19 protein-coding genes, 1 other RNA gene and 1 pseudogene are annotated in these 19,211 nt (G+C 63.8%); 11 read left to right on the plus strand and 10 right to left on the minus strand.

The window, feature by feature from the left end; all coding sequences use genetic code 11:
• Window positions 1–39: 39 nt before the first annotated feature.
• Window positions 40–195, minus strand: a complete 156-nt coding sequence (locus tag JQ641_RS30555; RefSeq protein WP_211999563.1) for a hypothetical protein — start codon at window positions 193–195, stop codon at window positions 40–42.
• Between JQ641_RS30555 and JQ641_RS30560 the strand changes: the two genes are divergently transcribed.
• The 6 genes from JQ641_RS30560 to JQ641_RS30585 all read left to right on the plus strand — a co-directional run bounded on the left by JQ641_RS30560 (window position 194) and on the right by JQ641_RS30585 (window position 7,147).
• The gene (locus JQ641_RS30560; protein ID WP_211999565.1) at window positions 194–1,513 is read left to right on the plus strand and encodes a UDP-glucose dehydrogenase family protein; all 1,320 of its coding nucleotides are present in this window, start codon (window positions 194–196) and stop codon (window positions 1,511–1,513) included. The genes JQ641_RS30555 and JQ641_RS30560 overlap by 2 nt on opposite strands.
• A gap of 154 nt (window positions 1,514–1,667) precedes the next feature.
• Complete coding sequence (hrpB, locus tag JQ641_RS30565) at window positions 1,668–4,151, plus strand: ATP-dependent helicase HrpB (RefSeq protein ID WP_211999566.1); 2,484 nt, start codon at window positions 1,668–1,670, stop codon at window positions 4,149–4,151.
• Between the two features lie 146 nt (window positions 4,152–4,297).
• Entirely contained in the window at window positions 4,298–4,813 is a 516-nt protein-coding gene (locus tag JQ641_RS30570) for a TIGR02281 family clan AA aspartic protease (protein ID WP_211999568.1), read from the plus strand.
• A gap of 63 nt (window positions 4,814–4,876) precedes the next feature.
• Window positions 4,877–5,173 carry a nucleotidyltransferase family protein gene (locus JQ641_RS30575; RefSeq protein ID WP_211999569.1) on the plus strand — a complete coding sequence of 99 codons (297 nt, stop codon included), beginning with the start codon at window positions 4,877–4,879 and terminating at the stop codon, window positions 5,171–5,173.
• On the plus strand, window positions 5,163–5,501 hold the full coding sequence (locus JQ641_RS30580; RefSeq protein ID WP_211999570.1) for a HepT-like ribonuclease domain-containing protein: 339 nt from the start codon (window positions 5,163–5,165) through the stop codon (window positions 5,499–5,501). Before JQ641_RS30575 ends, JQ641_RS30580 begins: the two co-directional genes overlap by 11 nt.
• A gap of 146 nt (window positions 5,502–5,647) precedes the next feature.
• Window positions 5,648–7,147, plus strand: coding sequence for a phosphomannomutase/phosphoglucomutase (locus JQ641_RS30585; RefSeq protein WP_211999571.1), 1,500 nt, complete (start codon window positions 5,648–5,650; stop codon window positions 7,145–7,147).
• Between the two features lie 134 nt (window positions 7,148–7,281).
• Here JQ641_RS30585 and JQ641_RS30590 read toward each other — a convergent pair whose 3' ends face one another.
• From JQ641_RS30590 to JQ641_RS30615, 6 genes are all read right to left on the minus strand, one after another.
• Window positions 7,282–8,748 (minus strand): methyl-accepting chemotaxis protein, encoded by a 1,467-nt coding sequence (locus JQ641_RS30590; RefSeq protein WP_211999572.1) that lies wholly within the window; start codon window positions 8,746–8,748, stop codon window positions 7,282–7,284.
• 36 nt (window positions 8,749–8,784) lie between these two features.
• The gene (locus JQ641_RS30595) at window positions 8,785–9,117 is read right to left on the minus strand and encodes a hypothetical protein (protein ID WP_211999573.1); all 333 of its coding nucleotides are present in this window, start codon (window positions 9,115–9,117) and stop codon (window positions 8,785–8,787) included.
• Window positions 9,118–9,201: 84 nt separating this feature from the next.
• Complete coding sequence (locus tag JQ641_RS30600) at window positions 9,202–9,702, minus strand: Lrp/AsnC family transcriptional regulator (RefSeq protein WP_192739183.1); 501 nt, start codon at window positions 9,700–9,702, stop codon at window positions 9,202–9,204.
• A 69-nt stretch (window positions 9,703–9,771) separates the two neighbouring features.
• Window positions 9,772–10,734, minus strand: coding sequence for a sugar kinase (locus JQ641_RS30605; protein ID WP_211999574.1), 963 nt, complete (start codon window positions 10,732–10,734; stop codon window positions 9,772–9,774).
• An 87-nt stretch (window positions 10,735–10,821) separates the two neighbouring features.
• Window positions 10,822–11,772: an NAD(+) diphosphatase gene (gene nudC, locus JQ641_RS30610; protein WP_192739181.1), complete on the minus strand. Its 951-nt coding sequence runs from the start codon at window positions 11,770–11,772 to the stop codon at window positions 10,822–10,824.
• A gap of 4 nt (window positions 11,773–11,776) precedes the next feature.
• On the minus strand, window positions 11,777–12,199 hold the full coding sequence (locus JQ641_RS30615; RefSeq protein ID WP_211999575.1) for an HIT domain-containing protein: 423 nt from the start codon (window positions 12,197–12,199) through the stop codon (window positions 11,777–11,779).
• A gap of 227 nt (window positions 12,200–12,426) precedes the next feature.
• On the opposite strand from JQ641_RS30615, the gene ffs reads away from it, so the two are divergent.
• From ffs to JQ641_RS30640, 5 genes are all read left to right on the plus strand, one after another.
• Window positions 12,427–12,523: signal recognition particle sRNA small type (gene ffs, locus JQ641_RS30620), an RNA gene on the plus strand.
• Between the two features lie 108 nt (window positions 12,524–12,631).
• A complete protein-coding gene (locus JQ641_RS30625) occupies window positions 12,632–14,443 on the plus strand; it encodes a DNA polymerase III subunit gamma/tau (protein ID WP_211999576.1) in 1,812 nt (603 codons plus the stop codon).
• 36 nt (window positions 14,444–14,479) lie between these two features.
• Complete coding sequence (locus JQ641_RS30630; RefSeq protein ID WP_192739178.1) at window positions 14,480–14,800, plus strand: YbaB/EbfC family nucleoid-associated protein; 321 nt, start codon at window positions 14,480–14,482, stop codon at window positions 14,798–14,800.
• Between the two features lie 56 nt (window positions 14,801–14,856).
• Window positions 14,857–15,462 (plus strand): recombination mediator RecR, encoded by a 606-nt coding sequence (recR, locus tag JQ641_RS30635; RefSeq protein WP_192739177.1) that lies wholly within the window; start codon window positions 14,857–14,859, stop codon window positions 15,460–15,462.
• 26 nt (window positions 15,463–15,488) lie between these two features.
• Window positions 15,489–15,932 carry a hypothetical protein gene (locus JQ641_RS30640; protein ID WP_211999577.1) on the plus strand — a complete coding sequence of 148 codons (444 nt, stop codon included), beginning with the start codon at window positions 15,489–15,491 and terminating at the stop codon, window positions 15,930–15,932.
• 136 nt (window positions 15,933–16,068) lie between these two features.
• On the opposite strand, the gene JQ641_RS30645 is transcribed toward JQ641_RS30640, so the two are convergent.
• The 3 genes and pseudogenes from JQ641_RS30645 to JQ641_RS30655 form a co-directional block, all read right to left on the minus strand.
• On the minus strand, window positions 16,069–17,430 hold the full coding sequence (locus tag JQ641_RS30645; protein ID WP_211999578.1) for an AmpG family muropeptide MFS transporter: 1,362 nt from the start codon (window positions 17,428–17,430) through the stop codon (window positions 16,069–16,071).
• 193 nt (window positions 17,431–17,623) lie between these two features.
• A pseudogene (locus JQ641_RS30650) lies at window positions 17,624–17,922 on the minus strand (GIY-YIG nuclease family protein).
• Between the two features lie 71 nt (window positions 17,923–17,993).
• Window positions 17,994–19,202, minus strand: a complete 1,209-nt coding sequence (locus tag JQ641_RS30655) for a DNA recombination protein RmuC (RefSeq protein WP_211999580.1) — start codon at window positions 19,200–19,202, stop codon at window positions 17,994–17,996.
• Window positions 19,203–19,211 lie beyond the last annotated feature (9 nt).

Below are 19,211 nucleotides of genomic sequence, written 5' to 3' on the forward strand. Positions count from 1 at the left end.
TTGGAGCCGCATCATCGGCCCGATCCGTTGCTTTCTCCTTTATTCATACAAATGACATGCCGGTTTCTTGCCGGTTTCTTTGCCGGTTCTTGCCGTTCTCCGGCGCTTTTCCGGTTTCCCCTTTGCCGCCAAATGCTTTAAGAGGCGGGCAGAATCCGAACCGTCGCTAACCATCAAAAACAGGCTGTTTTCCATGCGAATTGCCATGATTGGCACGGGCTATGTGGGGCTGGTATCCGGCGCCTGCTTTGCCGATTTCGGTCACCAGGTTACCTGCGTGGACAAGGACGGCGACAAGATCGCCGCGCTTCGGCGCGGTGAGATCCCGATTTTCGAGCCTGGGCTCGACACGCTGGTGGCTTCCAATGTGAAGGCCAAACGACTGGATTTCACCACCGATCTGAGCGCCCCGGTCGCCGAAGCGGACGCCGTGTTCATCGCGGTCGGCACGCCGTCGCGGCGCGGCGATGGTCACGCGGATTTGAGCTACGTGCACGCCGCCGCGCGCGAGATCGCCGCGGTGCTCAAGGGCTTTACGGTCGTGGTCACCAAATCGACGGTGCCGGTCGGCACCGGCGACGAGGTCGAGCGGCTGATCCGCGAGGTCAATCCGTCAGCTGACGTGGTGGTGGCGTCCAATCCGGAATTTCTGCGCGAGGGCGCGGCGATCCGCGATTTCAAATTCCCCGACCGTATCGTGGTCGGCACCTCGGACGAGCGCGGGCGCAAGGTGCTCGGCGATATCTATCGGCCGTTGTCGCTCAACCAGGCGCCGCTGATGTTCACGGCGCGGCGCACCGCGGAGCTGATCAAATACGCCGCCAATGCTTTCCTCGCCACCAAGATCACCTTCATCAACGAGATCGCGGATCTTTCGGAAAAGGTCGGCGCCGACGTGCAGGAAGTCGCGCGCGGCATCGGGCTGGACAACCGCATCGGCGCGAAATTTTTGCATGCCGGCCCCGGCTTCGGCGGCTCGTGCTTCCCGAAGGACACCCGCGCGCTGGTGAAGATCGCGCTCGATCACGACGTGCAGCTGCGCATCGTCGAAGCCGTGCTTGGGGTCAACGACAACCGCAAGCGCGCGATGGCGCGCAAGGTGTCGAACGCGGCCGGTGGCAGCCTGCGTGGCAAGACGGTCGCGGTGCTCGGCCTCACCTTCAAGCCCGACACCGACGACATGCGCGAGGCGCCCTCGCTTCCGCTCATCACCGGGCTGCTCGACATGGGCGCCAAGGTCCGCGCCCACGATCCGGTCGGCATCGAGCAGGCGCGCAAGGAATTGCCCGATATCGAATATTGCGAAGACCCTTATGACTGCCTGCGCGGCGCTGACGCCATGGTTGTCGTGACCGAATGGGTGCAATACCGCACCCTCGACCTGGAGCGCGTGAAGCGCGAGATGGCCAAGCCGGTCGTGGTGGATCTGCGCAACATCTATCGCCCCGAGGACATGGCGGCGCACGGCTTCACCTATGACAGCGTGGGGCGGGGCTCCGAGACGGTGGGTTGATGGCGCTTTCTTCCCTTCTCCCCTTGTGGGAGAAGGTGGCGCGTAGCGCCGGATGAGGGGTCTGTATCCGCGGATAGAACCCCTCACCCGTCTTCGCTGCGCGAAGCCACCCTCTCCCACAGGGGGAGAGGGGAAGTACCAGGCCGAGCCGTAATTGCCCCGCAGCTTCGACACGCCACTTCCGATCGACGTCGTGCTCGACGAGCTGGCGCGCACGCTGACGGACAATAATGCCGCGGTGCTGGTGGCCCCGCCGGGCGCCGGCAAGACCACGCGGGTGCCGCTGGCGCTGCTGGACGCGCCCTGGCTCAAGGGCAAGAAGATCATCATGCTGGAGCCGCGGCGGATCGCGGCGCGCGCCAGTGCGGAACGGATGGCGCGGACGCTCGGCGAACGCGCGGGCGAGACCGTCGGCTATCGCGTGCGCTTCGGCTCGAAGATATCGCGCGCGACCCGGATCGAGGTCGTCACCGAGGGGATTTTCTCGCGCCAGATTCTCGATGATCCCGAACTGGGCGGCGTTGCTGCGGTGCTGTTCGACGAATTCCACGAACGCTCGCTCGATGCAGATCTGGGCCTGGCGCTGGCGCGCGATGCGCAGACCGGTCTGCGCGAGGATTTGCGCATCCTCGTGATGTCGGCGACGCTCGACGGTGCGCGGGTCGGCAAACTCTTGGGCGATGCTCCGGTGGTCGCCAGTGAAGGCCGCGCCTTTCCGGTGGAGACGCGCTATCTCGGCCGCAAGGCCGATGCGCCGCTGGAGCGGCAGATGGCGGATGCGATCGCAACCGCGCTGCGCGCCGATCCCGGTTCGGTGCTGGCGTTCCTGCCGGGCGCCGCCGAAATCCGCCGCACGCAGAATTTTCTCGGCGAACGGGTCCATGATGCGAGCGTCGAGATCGTGCCGCTGTACGGTGCGCTCGATGCCGCCGTGCAGGACCGCGCCATTCAGCCGGCGCCCAAGGGGCAGCGCAAGGTGGTGCTGGCCACCTCGATTGCCGAGACGTCGCTGACCATTGAAGGCGTTCGGATTGTCGTCGATTCCGGCATGGCGCGGGTCCCGCGCTATGAGCCGGACATCGGCCTGACCCGGCTGGAAACCGTGCGTGCCTCGCGCGCCGCGGTCGATCAGCGCCGCGGCCGCGCCGGCCGCACCGAACCCGGCGTATGTTACCGGCTGTGGGACGAGCCGCAGACGGCATCGCTCGCCGCCTACACGCAGCCTGAAATTCTCTCGGCCGACCTGTCCTCGCTGGTGCTCGACCTCGCGCAATGGGGCGTGCGCGATCCCGCGACATTGGCGTTCCTCGATCCGCCGCCGGCGCCTGCGTTGAAGGAGGCCAACAGTCTTCTTTCCGAACTCGGCGCGCTCGACGGCGACGGCCGGATCACCGCGGAGGGCAAGAGCCTGCGCGCGCTGGCGTTGCCGCCGCGGCTGGCGCGCATGATCGTGGATTCGCATCGCGCAGGCGCGGGCGAGGAGGCCGCCGATATCGCCGCTGTTCTGACCGAGCGCGGTCTCGGCGGCGACAGCGTCGATCTCGATCACCGGCTGGATCAATTCCGCCGCGACCGTTCACCGCGAGCCGCCAGCGCGCGCAGCCTGGCGCAGCGCTGGGCTTCGCAAGTGGCGGCCGAAGCGCCGGCTTCGTCCGCGCAAGCGGACGGCGACCTGAGCACCGGCGTCATGCTGGCCTTTGCCTTCCCCGACCGGGTCGCCCGCAACCGGGGCAACGGCAGTTTTGTGCTCGCCAATGGCCGGGGTGCGGCCGTGGAGCAGACTTCGTCGCTGGCGCGCGCGCCCTACATCGCGGTTGCCGAACTGACCGGCACCGCCGCACAGGGCCGCATTCTGCTGGCGGCGCCGATCGCGCAGGAAGAGATCGAACTGCGCTTCGCCGACCAGATCGAGAACGCCGAGGAGATCACGTTCGATCGTGGCGCGATGGCGCTCCGTGCGCGGCGCAAGCGCAGCCTGCACGCCATCACGCTGTCGGAGGCGCCGATGGCGCTGCAGCCCTCGGCGGAAACCGCGAAAACATTTGCGGCCGGATTGGTCGCGGCCGGGCTCGACAAATTGCCGTGGTCGAAATCCCTGAAGCAATGGCGCGACCGCGTCATGTTCCTGCGCAAGGCGGAAGGTGAAAGCTGGCCTGATCTGTCCGACGACGCGCTCGCTGCCACAAGCGAGGCGTGGCTAGAGCCCGTTCTCTACGACAAGACGTCGCTGAAAGACTTGTCATCAGGCGATCTCTCGGACGCGCTGATGTCGCTATTGCCGTGGGATCTGCGCGCGCGGCTGGAGCGCGAGGCGCCGACCCATTTCGAAGCGCCGACCGGCACCATGCTGGCGATCGATTATGAAGCCGAGCAGGGGCCGACGATTGCCGTGCGGCTGCAGGAATTGTTCGGGCTCAACAGCCATCCCTCGATCGCCAAGGGCGCGGTGCCGCTGGTGCTGGAACTGCTGTCGCCGGCGCAGCGGCCGGTGCAGGTGACGCGCGATTTGCCCGGGTTCTGGCGCGGCAGTTACGCCGCCGTGCGTTCCGACCTGCGCGGCCGCTATCCCCGGCATCCCTGGCCGGAAGACCCGGCCAATGCCTTGCCGACGCGACGGGTCAAACCGCGGGGGACGTGAAGGGCGCAATTGCGCGCTTTCGTTAACACTTCACTCATCCTTTTCGCCAAAATGGCAGCCTCGGCCGGCGTTGTTAGTCGCGGCTTGGCCGGCGCCGTGGTGTTATTGGCGATCTCGCCAAATTGTAGCGTATCGAGTGTGGCGTCATGCGTAACCTGATGATCTTCGCCGCCATTCTGGTCGGCCTCGGCGGCTTCATGGGACAGATGGCGGACAAGATCGCGCCGACGCTGGCGGCCGCCAATGCCAAGCCACAGAAGATCGAAGCGGCGACGGTCGCGCAGGCCAGCAGCCGCAGCCTCAGCATTCCCAGAGACGCCCGAGGGCATTTCCAGACCGATGGCCGGATCGACGGCCAGCGCGTCGATTTCATGGTCGATACCGGCGCCTCGCTGGTGGCGCTGAACGAGAAGTCCGCGGCGCGGTTCGGCCTGCGTCCCTCGCGCGGCGATTACAACGCGACCGTCACCACCGCCAACGGCACCATCAAGGCCGCACGCGCCCGGATTGCCATGATTGACCTCGGCGGGATCGTGGTGCGCGACGTCGACGCCATGGTGCTGCCCGACGAAGCCCTTTCGGAAAATCTCCTTGGCCTGTCGTTCCTGTCGAAGCTGAAACGCTTCGAATACGCCAATGGCCGACTGGTGCTGGAGCAATAGGCGTGCCGTTTTTCGGCGGGTCGGCCTCTCCCGGACGGTCCGGCGGCGTGCTATATTCCGTCCATGAACAGTTCCGAAGCCCTTGAAACTTTGCGTCGCTCCGAACAAGCCCTGCGTGGGCGTGGCGTGAAGCATGCTGCCCTGTTCGGCTCGGTGGCTCGGGGGGACAATCGCTCCGATAGCGACATCGACATCATGATCGAAATCGATCCGGATGCCCGCGTCACGGTTTTCGATTATGTCGATATCAAAGAATACATTGCCAAGCTCTTTGATCAACGGGTTGATGTTGTGAACCGCGAAGGCCTCAAATCCTACGTCCGTCCGGCGGTGACGGCCGACGTTATCTATGCCTTCTGACCGCACGGACAGCGCGCTCCGCGACATCCTGCATCATATCGAGTTGGCGACGCAGTTCGTCGAGGGCTTAGACCGCGACACGTTCAAGGCGGACTTGCGATCCGTCTATGCCGTTACGCGCTGTCTGGAGATCATATCCGAAGCATCACGACGCTTGCCGGACGAAATAAAAGCCCGATACCCCGAAATAGCCTGGAAGCAGATGGCGGGAGCGGGCAACGTTTATCGTCACGACTACGAAGATGTTGTCGCGCAATTTATCTGGGACACTATCGCGCACTCGCTGCCGCCCTTGAGAGCCGCGATTGAGAAAGAAATTACCGGTTAATGGGACTGATTTCGCTCAACGGCCGACAGTAACCACCAAATCTGCCGCAATTAATCGCCAAAAGCCGCTAATCCCGCCTTCCGCTGCAGTCAGGCTTTCGCTAAGCCTGCGGCGCTGCCCTTCTATGTCTCAAGAGGCCATCCCCCATGTTTCCGAAGCCGAAATCCGTGCTGGTTCCGAATACCTATGCCTATGAATCCGAGCCGATGGTGAAGGCGACGGGTTTTCGCGAATATGACGCGCGCTGGCTGTTCGGCAAGGAAATCAACCTGATGGGCATTCAGGCGCTGGGCATGGGGCTCGGCGCGCTGATCGCGGAGCGCGGCATCAAGCAGGAGATCGTCACCGGGCACGATTTCCGCGGCTATTCGGCCTCGATCAAATACGCGCTGATTTCGGGCCTGATGGCGGCGGGCTGCAAGGTGCACGACATCGGGCTCGCGGTGACGCCGATGGCCTATTTCGCGCAGTTCGACCTCGACGTGCCCTGCGTCGCGATGGTCACCGCGTCGCATAACGACAATGGCTGGACCGGCGTCAAGATGGGCGCCAACCGTCCGCTGACCTTCGGTCCCGACGAGATGACGCGGCTGAAGGAAATCGTGCTCAACGCCGACTTCAAGAACAAGGCCGGCGGCTCCTATCAATTCCACGAGAATTTTCCGGCGCGCTACATCGCCGACCTGACACAGCGCCCGAAGCTGAAGCGCAAGCTGAAGGTCGTGGTCGCCTGCGGCAACGGCACCGCGGGCGCGTTCGCGCCGCAGGTGATGGAAGCGATCGGCTGCGAGGTGATCCCGCTCGATACCGAGCTTGATCACACCTTTCCGAAATACAATCCGAACCCCGAAGACATGGAGATGCTGCACGCGATCCGCGACGCGGTGCTGAAGCACAAGGCCGATGTCGGCCTCGGCTTCGACGGCGACGGAGACCGTTGCGGCGTGGTCGACAATACCGGGGAAGAAATCTTTGCCGACAAGGTCGGCGTGATGCTGGCGCGCGACATGTCGGCGATCCACAAGGATGCGCTGTTTGTGGTCGACGTGAAATCGACCGGACTTTTCGTCACCGATCCCGTGCTGCAGAAGCAGGGCGCCAAAACCGAGTATTGGAAGACCGGCCATTCCTACATGAAGCGCCGCACCAACGAGCTTGGCGCGCTGGCGGGCTTCGAAAAATCCGGGCATTTCTTCTTCAACAAGCCGTTCGGCCGCGGCTATGACGACGGCCTGGTTTCGGCGATCGCGATCTGCGAGATGCTCGATCGCGCCACCGGCAAGTCGATGGCGGATCTGAAGGACGCGCTGCCGAAAACCTGGTCGTCGCCGACGATGTCGCCGCACTGCGCCGACGAGACCAAATACGGCGTCGTCGATGCCGTGGTGAAGCATTTCGAGGCGATGCAGAACAAGGGCGAGAAGGTCGCGGGCCAAAAGATCCGCGATCTCGTCACCGTCAACGGCGTGCGCGTCACCGTCGAAGACGGCAGCTGGGGCCTGGTGCGGGCGTCTTCCAACAAGCCGGAGCTGGTGGTGGTGGTCGAGAGCCCCGTTGCCGAGCAGCGGATGCACGACATGTTCGAGGCAATGAATGTGGTGCTGCGCACCCATCCCGAAGTCGGCGAGTACAATCAGACGATTTGAGGGTTTAGCTCGCCCCGCCCACAACTGTCGTACCCCGCGAAAGCGGGGTATCCAGTACGCCGCGGCTTCTCCAATGAATCTCGACGTCGGTGGAATACTGGGTTACCCGGTCAAGCCGGGTAACGACAGCTGCCCTACGCCGCGTGAAGCGAGCCGAGGAAGCTGTCGACCTCGGATTTCAGCCGGCCCGACTGCGACGACAGGCCATTCGCGGCATCGAGCAACCGTTCCGTCCCGCGGCCGGCTTCATCGGAAGCCCGGCTGACGCTTAGGATGCTGTCGTTGACATCCCTTGTGCTATCAGCGGCCTGCTGCACGTTCCCGGCGATTTCGCGCGTGGCGGCACCCTGCTGATCGACCGCGGCGGCGATTCCGCTTGAGATCTCGTCGATCTCGGCGATGGTGCCGCTGATCACCTGGATGGCGTTGACGGCCTCGCCGGTGGCGGTCTGGATGGCTTGAATCTGCGCGGAAATTTCCTCCGTCGCCTTCGCGGTCTGATTGGCCAGCGCCTTGACCTCGCTCGCCACCACCGCAAATCCCCGGCCATGTTCGCCGGCGCGGGCGGCTTCGATCGTGGCGTTCAGCGCCAGCAAATTGGTCTGGCTGGCGATGCTCTGGATCAGCGTCACCACTTCGCCGATCTTCTGGGTGCCGGCGGCCAGCCCCTCGACCACGGCGTTGGTGCGGCGCGCCTCTTCGGCGGCCTTGTTGGCGATCTCGGCGGAACGCGTCACCTGCTGGGCGATGCTGTTGATCGAAGCCGCGAGCTCTTCGGTTGCCGATGCCACCGTTTCCACGTTTGCCGAGGCCTGCGTCGATGCCGCGGCGACCGTGGCGGTCTGCCGCGAGGTTTCAGCGTTGCTGTCGCTCATCGAAGCCGACAGGCCCTGCATCTCGCTGGCGGCCATGGCGACGGCCTCGACGACGCCACTGATCCTGCGCTCGAAGCCGGCGGACAGTTCGCGCCTTGCGGCATCACGGTCGCGCTTGGCTTGCTCGGCCATGTTGCGGTCGGCGGTGGCGCGCGCTTCGGCAGCGCTTGCCGCATCGGCCTCCGCGGTCTTCTGTGCCGCCATTTCGAACAAATGGGTGACCGTGGTCGTGAGCCAGATCAACACGCCTGCCTCGATAAGGAGGATGACGGCGTGGAGAACGACGCGGCCAAAGTCGGAGCCGCCGGGATAGACCGCTGCCGGCAGCAGGAAGTTCAGCGTCAGGTGGTGCAGCGCGACAGCCACCGTACCGATGACGATCGGCCGGTAGTCGCAATAGGCGACCAGACAGGCCAATGCTGCGAAGAAGTACATGTGCATGTCGACCTGCCAGCGATGTCCCGCAAGCTGGAAGACAAACATGGCGACATCGGCCATCAACGCGACGGCAACGATCAGGCGGGTGGAAAGTCCGTTGCCCGACACGCGCCACGACACGGTCGCGGCCAGCGCCATTGCGGCCATGAATGCGGCCGGTACCAGCCAGTCGGCATCGCGCGCCATGCCGATGACGAGCGCGATCGGAACATGCAGCCAGAGCACCGCGAGCAGTATCTTGCTGGCTGTTTCGCGCAGGATTACCAGGTCTTCGCTTTCGAAGGTCATTCCCAGCTCCGAAATTGCAGGTCGTGAAGTACGCGTCTATTTCGCGAAGCAGGCCGCGATCGCCTGCGGGTCCATGGTCAGCCAGGCGCCTGCTTTGTGCAGTTGTGTCAGCCCGTCATTGTCGTCCGGTCGCACGATCAGAAGGGCCGGAACGGCGGTCGTCCTGACGATGGCGGCGTTGGCGGACGCGGTAGCAATGAAGGCTTGCCGGTCGCTCCACCAGGGCGGGAAGGCCACCGCCACGACCTCGGCGCCGGTCCTGACCTGCAACGACAGTGCTGCGATTCCGATCCAGCTCGCGATCAGCAGCGCGGCAGCGTTCAGCCAGACAGGCCGTCGGGTCGTTGGAGTGATTTCCCCCCGCTCCATCACAAGACAGTATCGTGACGAAGCTAACGGCGCGTAAACCTTCAGCCTAGGGTAGCGTTGTCGCGGCGCAATATCGGTCGGCGGTTACGCCGCCGGCACCGGCAGTGCGGTGACCGACTTGATCTTCTCCATCGCAAAGCGCGAGGTCACGTTCTTCAGCGGCACGGCGCTGATCAGCTTCTTGTAGAACACGTCGTAGCTCGCCATGTCGGCGACCACCACGCGCAGCATGTAGTCGACGTCGCCCGCCATCCGGTAGAATTCCATCACCTCGGGCATGGCGCTGACGGCGCTGGCGAAGGTCTTCAGCCAGGCCTCGGAATGGTCGGAACTTTCGACCGAGACGAACACGGAAATGCCGAGCCCGATCTTGTTCTGGTCGACCAGCGCAACCCGGCGCAGGATCACCCCGTCGGCCTCTAGCCGCTGGATGCGCTTCCAGCACGGCGTCGAGGACAGCCCGACCCGATCACCGATCTCGGCGACCGACAGCGAGGCGTCCTCCTGCAGCACCGTCAGGATTTTGCGGTCAATGGCGTCGAGGCGGCGATTGGCTTCGTGAAGCTGGACGGCAATGTCGGTCATGAGAAGAATGTTCCATGAATGAGGCTTTCATTCCTCATATATAGAAAATTCTTCTATAGCAAGCCTATCTTATTGGCCACGCGAGGCCGGACTGGTACTTTGCCCTTGGCTCAAAAGCTCTTCAACTTCAATGCGTTGCGGCGCTGCAAAGGCGCCGCCTAAGCGGGTGCATTTCAGGGCCGCGGCAGCCGAGGCAAACCGAAGCGCCTGACGCAGTTCCTGCCCCTCGGTGATCGCGAGCGCGAAGGCGCCGTGGAACACGTCGCCGGCGCCCAGGGTGTCCACCGTGTGGACCGGGAACGCCGGGGTTTCCTGGATGGCCTGATTCTCGTCGAGCCAGATGGTGCCGCGCGCACCGCGGGTCCCCGCCAGGAACGACTTGGTCAGTTTGGCGATCTTCTTCAGCGCCTGGGCGTCGTCGGCGACATCAGCGGTCTCCTGCAGCGGCTCGCTCGAGAACACCAGATGCGAAGACGCATTGAGCAAGCCCTCGCGCAGCGACATAGCGCGGTCGACGTCGACGATCACGGGGATGCCGCGCCGTTGCGCCTCGGCGCAGAGATCGGTGCAGAATTCAGCGCAACGGCTCTCGGTGAGAATGGCGGCGCAATCGTCCAGCAGCGTGTCGAAGTCGGGCAATTTCACCTTCCACAGCTCCGGATCGCGGAAGGTCACGATGGTGCGCTCGCCGGAAGGATCGATCATGACAGCCGAGATCGGCGTCACCAGGCCCGGCATGTGGATGAGATGTTTCGTCTCGATGCCCTCATGCGCCATCTGATCGAAGATGAATCGAGCAGATGTTTCCTTGGCATCGCCCATCGGCCCGCAGATCGAGGCGCGGCCACCGAGCCTGACGATGCCGATCGCGCCATTGAGCGCGTTGCCGCCGCAGATCTCGTCGAATGCGGTGGCGTTCTCCTTGGAGCCGCGCCCAGGAACAGCTGGCGTATGAAAGGTCAGGTCGCGCACCGGCATGCCGATGCACAGGATCCGCGGCGGGGTTTTCGGCGCTTTATCTTGAAAGTTCATACCGGAATCCGTCATGCCGGCTCCGCCATATGCCGGAACCCAGAAGAGAGTCCGGGGGTAATGATTTGGCCCATGTGTGAGTTCCCGCTATGCGCTCGAGTCGGTTCCCCCATGCACCCAGCGGCCGATCAAATGGTGAGCGATCGCGAACGGATGCGCGGCAAACATGCCGTCGGGATGTGTGCGGCTGTGCATCAGGGCCACTTCGTCGCGAGTGAACCAGCGCGCATCCTCCAGTTCGGCCTTGTCGACCACGATTTCGTCCGAGGTTGCGCGCGCGGCGCATCCGATCATCAGCGACGACGGGTAGGGCCATGGCTGCGTCATGTAATAGGTCACGTCGGTGCAGTGAATCCCGGATTCTTCGAAAATCTCGCGCCGGACCGCGTCCTCGATGGTTTCGGCGACCTCGACGAAACCCGCCAGGCACGACCACATCCCCGGCAAAAACTGCTTCTGCCGTCCGAGCAGGCATCTGTCGCCATGAGTGACCAGCATGATCACGACCGGATCGGTGCGCGGAAAATGTTCGGCCTTGCAGTTCGGACAGTCGCGCTTCCAGCCGCCCTCCTTCATCGCGGTGCGGGTGCCGCAATTGGCGCAATAGCCATGGCGCTGGTGCCAAGTCACCATCGATTTCGCCGTCGCGATCGCCGAGAGCTGTTCGGTCGGCACCGCGCCCTGCATCACCATGCCGCGCAGCTCGGTGACCGCGACATCGTCGCGCGTCAGCAGCTTTTCCACCGCCGCCGCGGCGATGCCCATGCCGAAAACAGGTGCACCGTCGCGCAGGCCCAAAAAGATCGTGCCGGGATTGGCGCCCAGTTTTACGGCCTCGTCGACGCTGAGCAGGACGCGAGAGCCGCCGGCCTCCTGCCGCACCACCAGCGAGTCGCGGTAGATCACATAGGCGCCGGCGTCGCGGTGGCTTTCCAGCGCGAACAGTTTCTCGTCATTGCTGCGCAGATGCGCGGCGCGGTCGAGAATGTGAGTAACGAAAGCCGGCTTGCCGAGCGGAAACGAATCGAAAATTGACATGAATTCAACCTAGCCAAATCTTGCGGCGGAGCGCGCTGATGAAATTCTGGACTTCCTCGGCGTCATGCGCCAGTGGCGGCATCACGCCCCAGACCGGCCGCGGCCAGGCGGCGTCGCTGGTGCGGCGTGCGACGACGTGAACATGGAGCTGTGGCACCAGATTGCCCAGTGCCGCGATATTGAGCTTGTCGCATTTGGTGATCTCTTTGAGGGCACGGGCGACGCGGGAAACTTCCGTCATCAACTGCGCCTGGGCTACCTCGTCGAGATCGATGATTTCCACCGCCCCCTCGCGGCGCGGCACCAACAGCAGCCACGGATAATGCGCGTCCTTGATGACCAGCACCCGGCACAGCGGCAGGTCGCCGATGTCGATGGTGTCTTTCTGGAGTTGGGAGTGCAGCGACCAGGCGGCGTCAGCAGACATTAGGGGTTCCCGAATGCCCAATACGTGTCGGGCTTAAATTGGGCCTTCCTTGGGGCACCGGTCTGGCTTCTTACCAAGGTGTCATCATCCGCGAAAGCGGATGATCCAGTACCCCGCAGCTTCTCGATTATCGATAGGCCGGAGTTTACTGGATACCCCGCTTTCGCGGGGTATGACAGCCGACACCCCGCTTGCTTTCCGGCCCTTTTGGCCCCAAATAAGGACCGGGAGATTGGCGGTGGACGAGCCACTCGCCAACCGGGTCAGGTCCGGAAGGAAGCAGCCCTAACGAGGTCCGGATCGGGTCGCTCGTCAGTCTCCTACCTGTTTTTCGAGCGAATCGCGCTGAAAGCGGCGAGGCCGCCTTTGGCGCTTGATTCCTCTTCCGTTCCGCAAGCCGGCCTTGAGAGACAATCAATTGCGGATCGACCGATGAGTGATGCTGGCGCTCCCCCCGACAATGCAGACGGTCTGCCCGAGGCCGGAAAGCCCTACCGGGTTCTGGCGCGCAAATACCGCCCCTCCAGTTTCGAGGACCTGATCGGCCAGGAGGCCATGGTCCGCACCGTTTCGAATGCGTTCGAAACGGGGCGAATCCCGCAGGCCTGGATTCTGACCGGGGTGCGCGGGGTCGGCAAAACCACCACGGCGCGAATTCTCGCCCGCGCGCTCAATTACGAAATGGCTGACGGCTCGGTGAAGGGGCCGGCGATCCAGATGCCGACGCTCGGCGTGCACTGCCAGGCGATCATGGAAAGCCGGCACATGGACGTGCTGGAAATGGACGCGGCGTCCCATACCGGCGTCGACGATGTCCGCCAGATCAATGACAGCGTGCGCTATGCGCCGGCGAGCGCGCGCTACAAGGTCTACATCATCGACGAAGTCCACATGCTGTCGACGGCCGCCTTCAACGCGTTCCTGAAGACGCTGGAGGAGCCGCCGGAGCACGCCAAGTTCGTGTTCGCGACCACCGAAATCCGCAAAGTCCCGGTCACGGTGCTGTCGCGCTGCCAGCGTTTTGACCTCCGCCGCGTCGAGGCCGATGTGCTGATGGGGCACCTGTCCAACATCGCAACCAAAGAGGGCGTCGAGGTCGAGCCCGAGGCGCTCGGCATCATCGCGCGCGCCGCCGAAGGCTCGGTGCGCGATTCGCTGTCGCTGTTCGATCAGGCGATCGCGCATGCGGCCGGCACCGTGCGCGCCGACGCGGTGCGGCAGATGCTCGGACTCGCCGACCGCACGCGCGTGATTGATTTGTTTGAATCGCTGGCGCGCGGCGACATCGCCAGCGCCTTCAAGGAATTCCGCGAACAGTATGATGTCGGCGCCGATCCGGTCGTGGTGCTGTCCGATCTCGCCGAGTTCGTCAATTTCGTCACCCGCGTGAAAGTCGTGCCGGCCACCGCCGACAACGTCGCCTATGGCGAAACCGAGCGCGTGCGTGCCCGCGATTTTGCGGCCAAATTGTCGATGCGGGTGCTGTCGCGGATGTGGCAGATGCTCCTTAAAGGCATCGCCGAGGTGCAGACCGCGACACGGCCGGCCGCTGCCGCCGAAATGGTGCTGGTGCGCATCGCCTATGTCGCCGACATGCCGACGCCGGACGAAGCGATCAGGATGCTCGAACAAAACGGCGGCGGCTCGCCGGTCGTTTCGGCAAGTGCTGCGCCCTCGCGCGCGGCGCCGGCTTCGACCGTGTCTTCCATGTCGTCAGCGCCGATGCGCGCGCCCACGGTACAGAGGTCCGGCGCCGAGGCGTCCGCGCGCCCGCAAATGGCGGCGCCCGCGCCGGAGGCGCAGTCCGCGCCCGCTTTGCGAATCTCCAGTTTTGCGCAGCTCGTCGCGCTGGCCGGCGAGAAGCGCGATCTGCTGATCAAGGCGGCACTCGAGGCCGACATGCGCCTCGTGCGCCTGGAGGATGGGCGGCTGGAAGTCGCGCTGGAGCGCCACGCGGCGCGGGCGCTGGTCAGCGATCTCTCCCGCAAGCTGGAACTATGGACCGGCCGGCGCTGGACCGTGATCGTCTCCAACGAGACCGGCCAGCCGACGGTTCGTTCGCAGAACGAGCATGCGAAGAACGAACATGCGCGGGCCGCGGAGGCCGATCCGCGCGTGCAGGAAGTGCTGGCCCGGTTCCCGGGCGCCAAAGTCGTCGAGGTGCGCAAGCTTGCCGCCGAGCCGCCGGAAACCGACGCGATCGGTGAGGACCCGGCCGAGCGTTCGGACAGCGACGACGATTGATCGATATCTTGAGAGAACGCACCGAAGGAAAACCAAATGGCTGATTTTCTCGGCATGATGAAGCAGGCGGCGCAGCTGCAATCCAAGATGCAGGCGATGCAGGAAGAACTCGGCAATGTCGAAGTCGAGGGTATTTCCGGCGGCGGCATGGTTGCCGTGCGGATGACCGCGAAGATGGAAGTGAAGGGCGTCAAGATCGATCCGTCGCTGATGAAGGCGGAAGACCGCGAAATCCTCGAAGACCTGCTGGTGACCGCGCATAACGACGCCCGGCGCAAGGCGGAAACCGCGATGCAGGAAAAGATGCAGGCGCTGACCGGCGGGCTCGGCCTGCCGCCAGGGCTTGGTCTTACCTGAAGCCTTGGTCTTACCTGAAGTCTTGGTCTTAACTGAAATGCTTGGTCTCACCTGAAATGGCTACTGCGGTTGCCGGCCCTGAAATCGAACGTCTGATCCAGCTCCTGGCGCGGCTGCCGGGGCTTGGGCCGCGTTCGGCGCGGCGCGCGGCGCTGCATCTGATCAAGAAGCGCGAAGCGCTGATGACGCCGCTCGCCGGCGCGCTGCAGGTGGCGATTGAAAAGATCCAGGTCTGCAAGACCTGCGGCAATATCGATACGCAAAATCCCTGCACGGTCTGTACCGATCCGCGGCGCGATCCCACCACCATCGTCGTGGTCGCCGACGTCGCGGATTTGTGGGCGCTGGAGCGGGCCAATGCGACCAACGGCCGCTATCACGTGCTGGGCGCCACGCTGTCGCCGCTCGACGGCGTCGGTCCTCAGGATCTCACCATCGACGCGCTGGTGGCGCGCGCACATGACCAGCAGGTCGGCGAGATCATCCTGGCGCTGAATGCAACGGTTGATGGCCAGACCACGGCGCATTACATCACCGATCTGTTGCAGGAAGCCAACGTCAAGGTCACACGGCTGGCCCATGGTGTTCCAGTCGGCGGCGAACTTGATTATCTCGATGAAGGTACGCTATCGGCTGCGATGCGACAGCGAACTCTGTTCTGATTCTCTTTATCATGGAACTATCGGAAATGACGAAACGACGATTCGCCACACGCTCGGCTTTTGTGTTGGTAATGGTCACGGCGTTTGCGGCGCCTGCTGGTTCCGCGCAGACGGCTCAGCAGGAGGAGCCTGCACCGGCCAAGGCAGGCAAGCTGATCAATGTTGGAGACGTCCTCTCGGGCGAGCTCAACGCCATGAAGACGCGCGGCGGCAAGCGTGGCGCGAAGATCGCGACCTACCAGATTACGTCCGAGCCGCGTCGCCTGCCGCCACCGAGCGGTCTGTGCAACCTCGAGACCGGGCCGGAGACTTTCCAACTCGTCATCACCAGCGACGCGCAGGCCGCGCAGTTGAAGGGCAAGGTCGGCAAGGAAATTTCGGTGAAGGTCGATGAAGTCGCCTGTGCCGAGGCCGCCGGACAAATGAGCGAAGCCGTGATCACCAAGTGGAGCGTCGTGACGAAGAATTAGTTGGAGTCTTTGTCACAAAAACCGATGTCATCGCCCGGCTTGACCGGGCGACCCAGTACGCCGCGGCTTCTCGATTCAGCAACCGGCGTCTCTGGAATACTGGGTCACCCGGTCAAGCCGGGTGACGACAGCTGAGCTAAACCTTCATCGGCCCCAGTTCATCGAAATGCCCGCGCCGCTGCAGCCACACCAGCAGGATCAGGCTCGGCACTGCGACCAGTACGGAGACCACGAAGAACAGCGGCCAGCCCGTCGCCGCGGCCACATAGCCCGAGCCGGAAGACAGATAGATGCGGCCGACAGACGCCAGCGCGGTGAGTAGCGCGTATTGCGTGGCGGTGTGCAGCGGGTTCTTGCACAGCGCGGAGAGATAGGCGACGAAGATTACCGTGCCGATAGCGCCAGTGAACGCTTCCACCGAGACGGCGATAGTCAGCGCCCATTGCTGCGGCCCGACCAGTGCCAGCCAGGTGAAGGTGAGGTTGGACACCGCCTGCAGCAGGCCGCCGATCCACAGGCACGTCACCAGCGAGGTGCCGCGCGCGAGGAAGCCGCCAGCGAAACCGCCGATCAGGGTCGCGGCCAGGCCGACGCCCTTGACGATGATGGCGTAGTCGTTGCGCGTAAAGCCGATGTCGATGATGAACGGCACTGTCATCGCGCCGGCGAAGGCGTCGGTGAACTTGAACAGCATCACGAACACCAGCACGACGATGGCATAGCGCTGCGTCAGGAACTCGCTGAAAGCGCCCATCGCGGCCTCGGCGATGCGGCTGACCGAAGGCTTTCCGCCTGCTGCGGCGTCAGCGATGCGGGACTGCTCCGGCTCCCGCGCGCACAGCACCGTGACGATGCCGATCAGCACCAGCGCCGCCATGACAGCGAAACTCGCCATCCAGGCATCGAGCCGGGTCAGCCCGACATATTCGAAGCCAGTGACGAGAAACAGCGCGCCGGCCGTGGACGCCACCATGCCGACGCGATAGGCCGCGACATAGGACGCCATACCGGCGGCCTGTTCGTTCTCCGCAAGGCTTTCGACCCTGAAAGCATCGACCACGATGTCCTGCGTTGCCGACGTCGTTGCGACCAGCAGGGCGCCGAGCGCCACGAAGAACGGCGAGCGCGCGGGATCGGTCAGCGCCAGTCCGAGGATCGCCGCCATCAGCAGCAATTGGGTGAAGACCAGCCAGCCGCGCCGCCGCCCGAGCCAACGCGTCAGCAGCGGAATGTTAAGGCCATCCACCAGCGGCGCCCACAGGAACTTGAGCGTGTAGGGCGTGCCGACCAGGGTGAACAGCCCGATGGTGCCGAGGCTGACGCCGTTCTCGCTGACCCATACCAGCAGCGTCGATCCCGACAGCGCCAGCGGCAGCCCGGACGAAAATCCGAGCATCATCACGATCAGCACGCGCGGCTGCAGATACACCGCCCACGCTTCGCGCCAGGAGGCGCGGGGTGGTGTTGCCGATGTCGAGGGGGCTTCGGGTGTGGTCATGAAGGGGTGTTAGCAGATTCGGCCGCCAAAAATGATACTGTCATCGCCCGGTAGATCGCCTACCCAAGCTGTCATCGTCCGCGAAGGCGGACGATCCAGTATTCCGCGAAGCCCGAGTTCACCAACTACTCCCTCGTGTTACTGGATACCCCGCCTTCGCGGGGTATGACGAGGAGGGATGAGCGGAAGCTATTCAAGCGCCGGCGATGCTTGGATACAGATCGTCCCAGTTGGGATTGAGTTCCTCGATCAGCCGGATCTTCCGGCTCGATTCCAGTTCTTCAATTGCTTCTCGCGCTTGATCGCATTTTCAGCGTCATCGAACTGCTCGAAATAGACCAGTTTATCGACATCGTACTTCTTCGTGAATCCTTTGACCAACTTCAGGCGATGCTCGGCAACGCGACGAATCAGGTCGTTGGTGACACCGATGTAAAGCGTCCCTCCGATGCGGCTGGCGAGGATATAGACGTAGAAGCTGCGGGTGCCCATGGGCCGCCTCTGGAATACTGGGCGGATTCGCCCGGTCAAGCCGGGCGATGACACCGGCATTGTAGCCCCGGCTACTCCCCCGCCTGCAGCTTGCGCTGCAACGGAAACAACTCCGGTGCACCTGACTTGACGATGCGCGGGGCCTCCACAGATGCCTCGGTCTTGCTGAAATCCAGCTCCTCGATTCGCCCCGCCCGCTTTTCGATCTTGTCGGCGGAGATCAGGATTTGCCGCACGTCCTCGTTCACGTCGCCAAAATGCTTCTGCAGCTTCACCACGCGTTCGCGCAGCCGGGTCAAATCGTCGCCGAGATGCATCACCTCGTTGCGGATCTGGTCGGCCGCGTCGCGGATGCGGGCGTCTTTGAGAATCTGCTGCATCACCTGGATCGCCAGCATCAAGAGCGACGGCGACACCAGCACGACGCGGGCGCGGTAGGCTTTCTGGATCACGTCGTCGAACCCGTCGTGAATTTCCGCGTAGACCGATTCCGACGGCACGAACATCAGCGCGGTGTCCTGCGTCTCGCCGGTGATGAGATATTTCTCGGCGATGTCGTTGACATGCTTCATCACGTCGGCGCGCAGGCGCCCTGTGGCGTACTTGCGCTCCTCGTCGGTGCGGGCGTCGTGCAGCGCGGTCATCGCCTCCAGCGGGAATTTGGCATCGATGCAGAGCGGGCGCTGGTCGGGCAGGAACACCACGCAATCCGGCCGCTTGCCTGATGAGAGCGTGTACTGGAACTCGTAAGCACCTTTCGGCATGCCGTCCTGGACGATGGCTTCCATCCGCGCCTGGCCGAACGCGCCGCGCGACTGCTTGTTGGCGAGCACGTCGCGCAGCGTGGTGACCTGCGAGGTGAGGTCGGTGAGATTTTTATGCGCATTGTCGATAATGCCGAGCCGCTCATGCAGGGCACGCAAACTGTCCATGGTGTTGCGCGTGGTCGCTTCCATCGACTGGCCGACCCGGTGGGTCACCGAATCCAGCCGCTCATTGACGGCGCGGGCCATCTCGGCCTGACGGCCGGCCAGCGCCTGTCCCATCGCATCGACCCGGCCGGTGGATTCGCTCTGTGCCCGCAACATCTCGCTCAGGCGCTCTTCGAGCTCGTCCGCGCGGATCGCCTGTGCCATCGCGAGTTCCGCGCCACGGCGGCCAGATCGGGCAATGACGATGGCAATGGTGAGCAGCAGGATTAGCGCCAATACGCCAAAGCCGAGCAGGGCGTCGACGACACGAATCGGCTGGTCGCCGATGATAAAAAGAATCTCGTTCATGGTTGCTTG

Origin of the sequence: Bradyrhizobium sp. JYMT SZCCT0180, assembly GCF_018130165.1 — a bacterium.
In the GTDB taxonomy this organism is placed as follows: domain Bacteria; phylum Pseudomonadota; class Alphaproteobacteria; order Rhizobiales; family Xanthobacteraceae; genus Bradyrhizobium.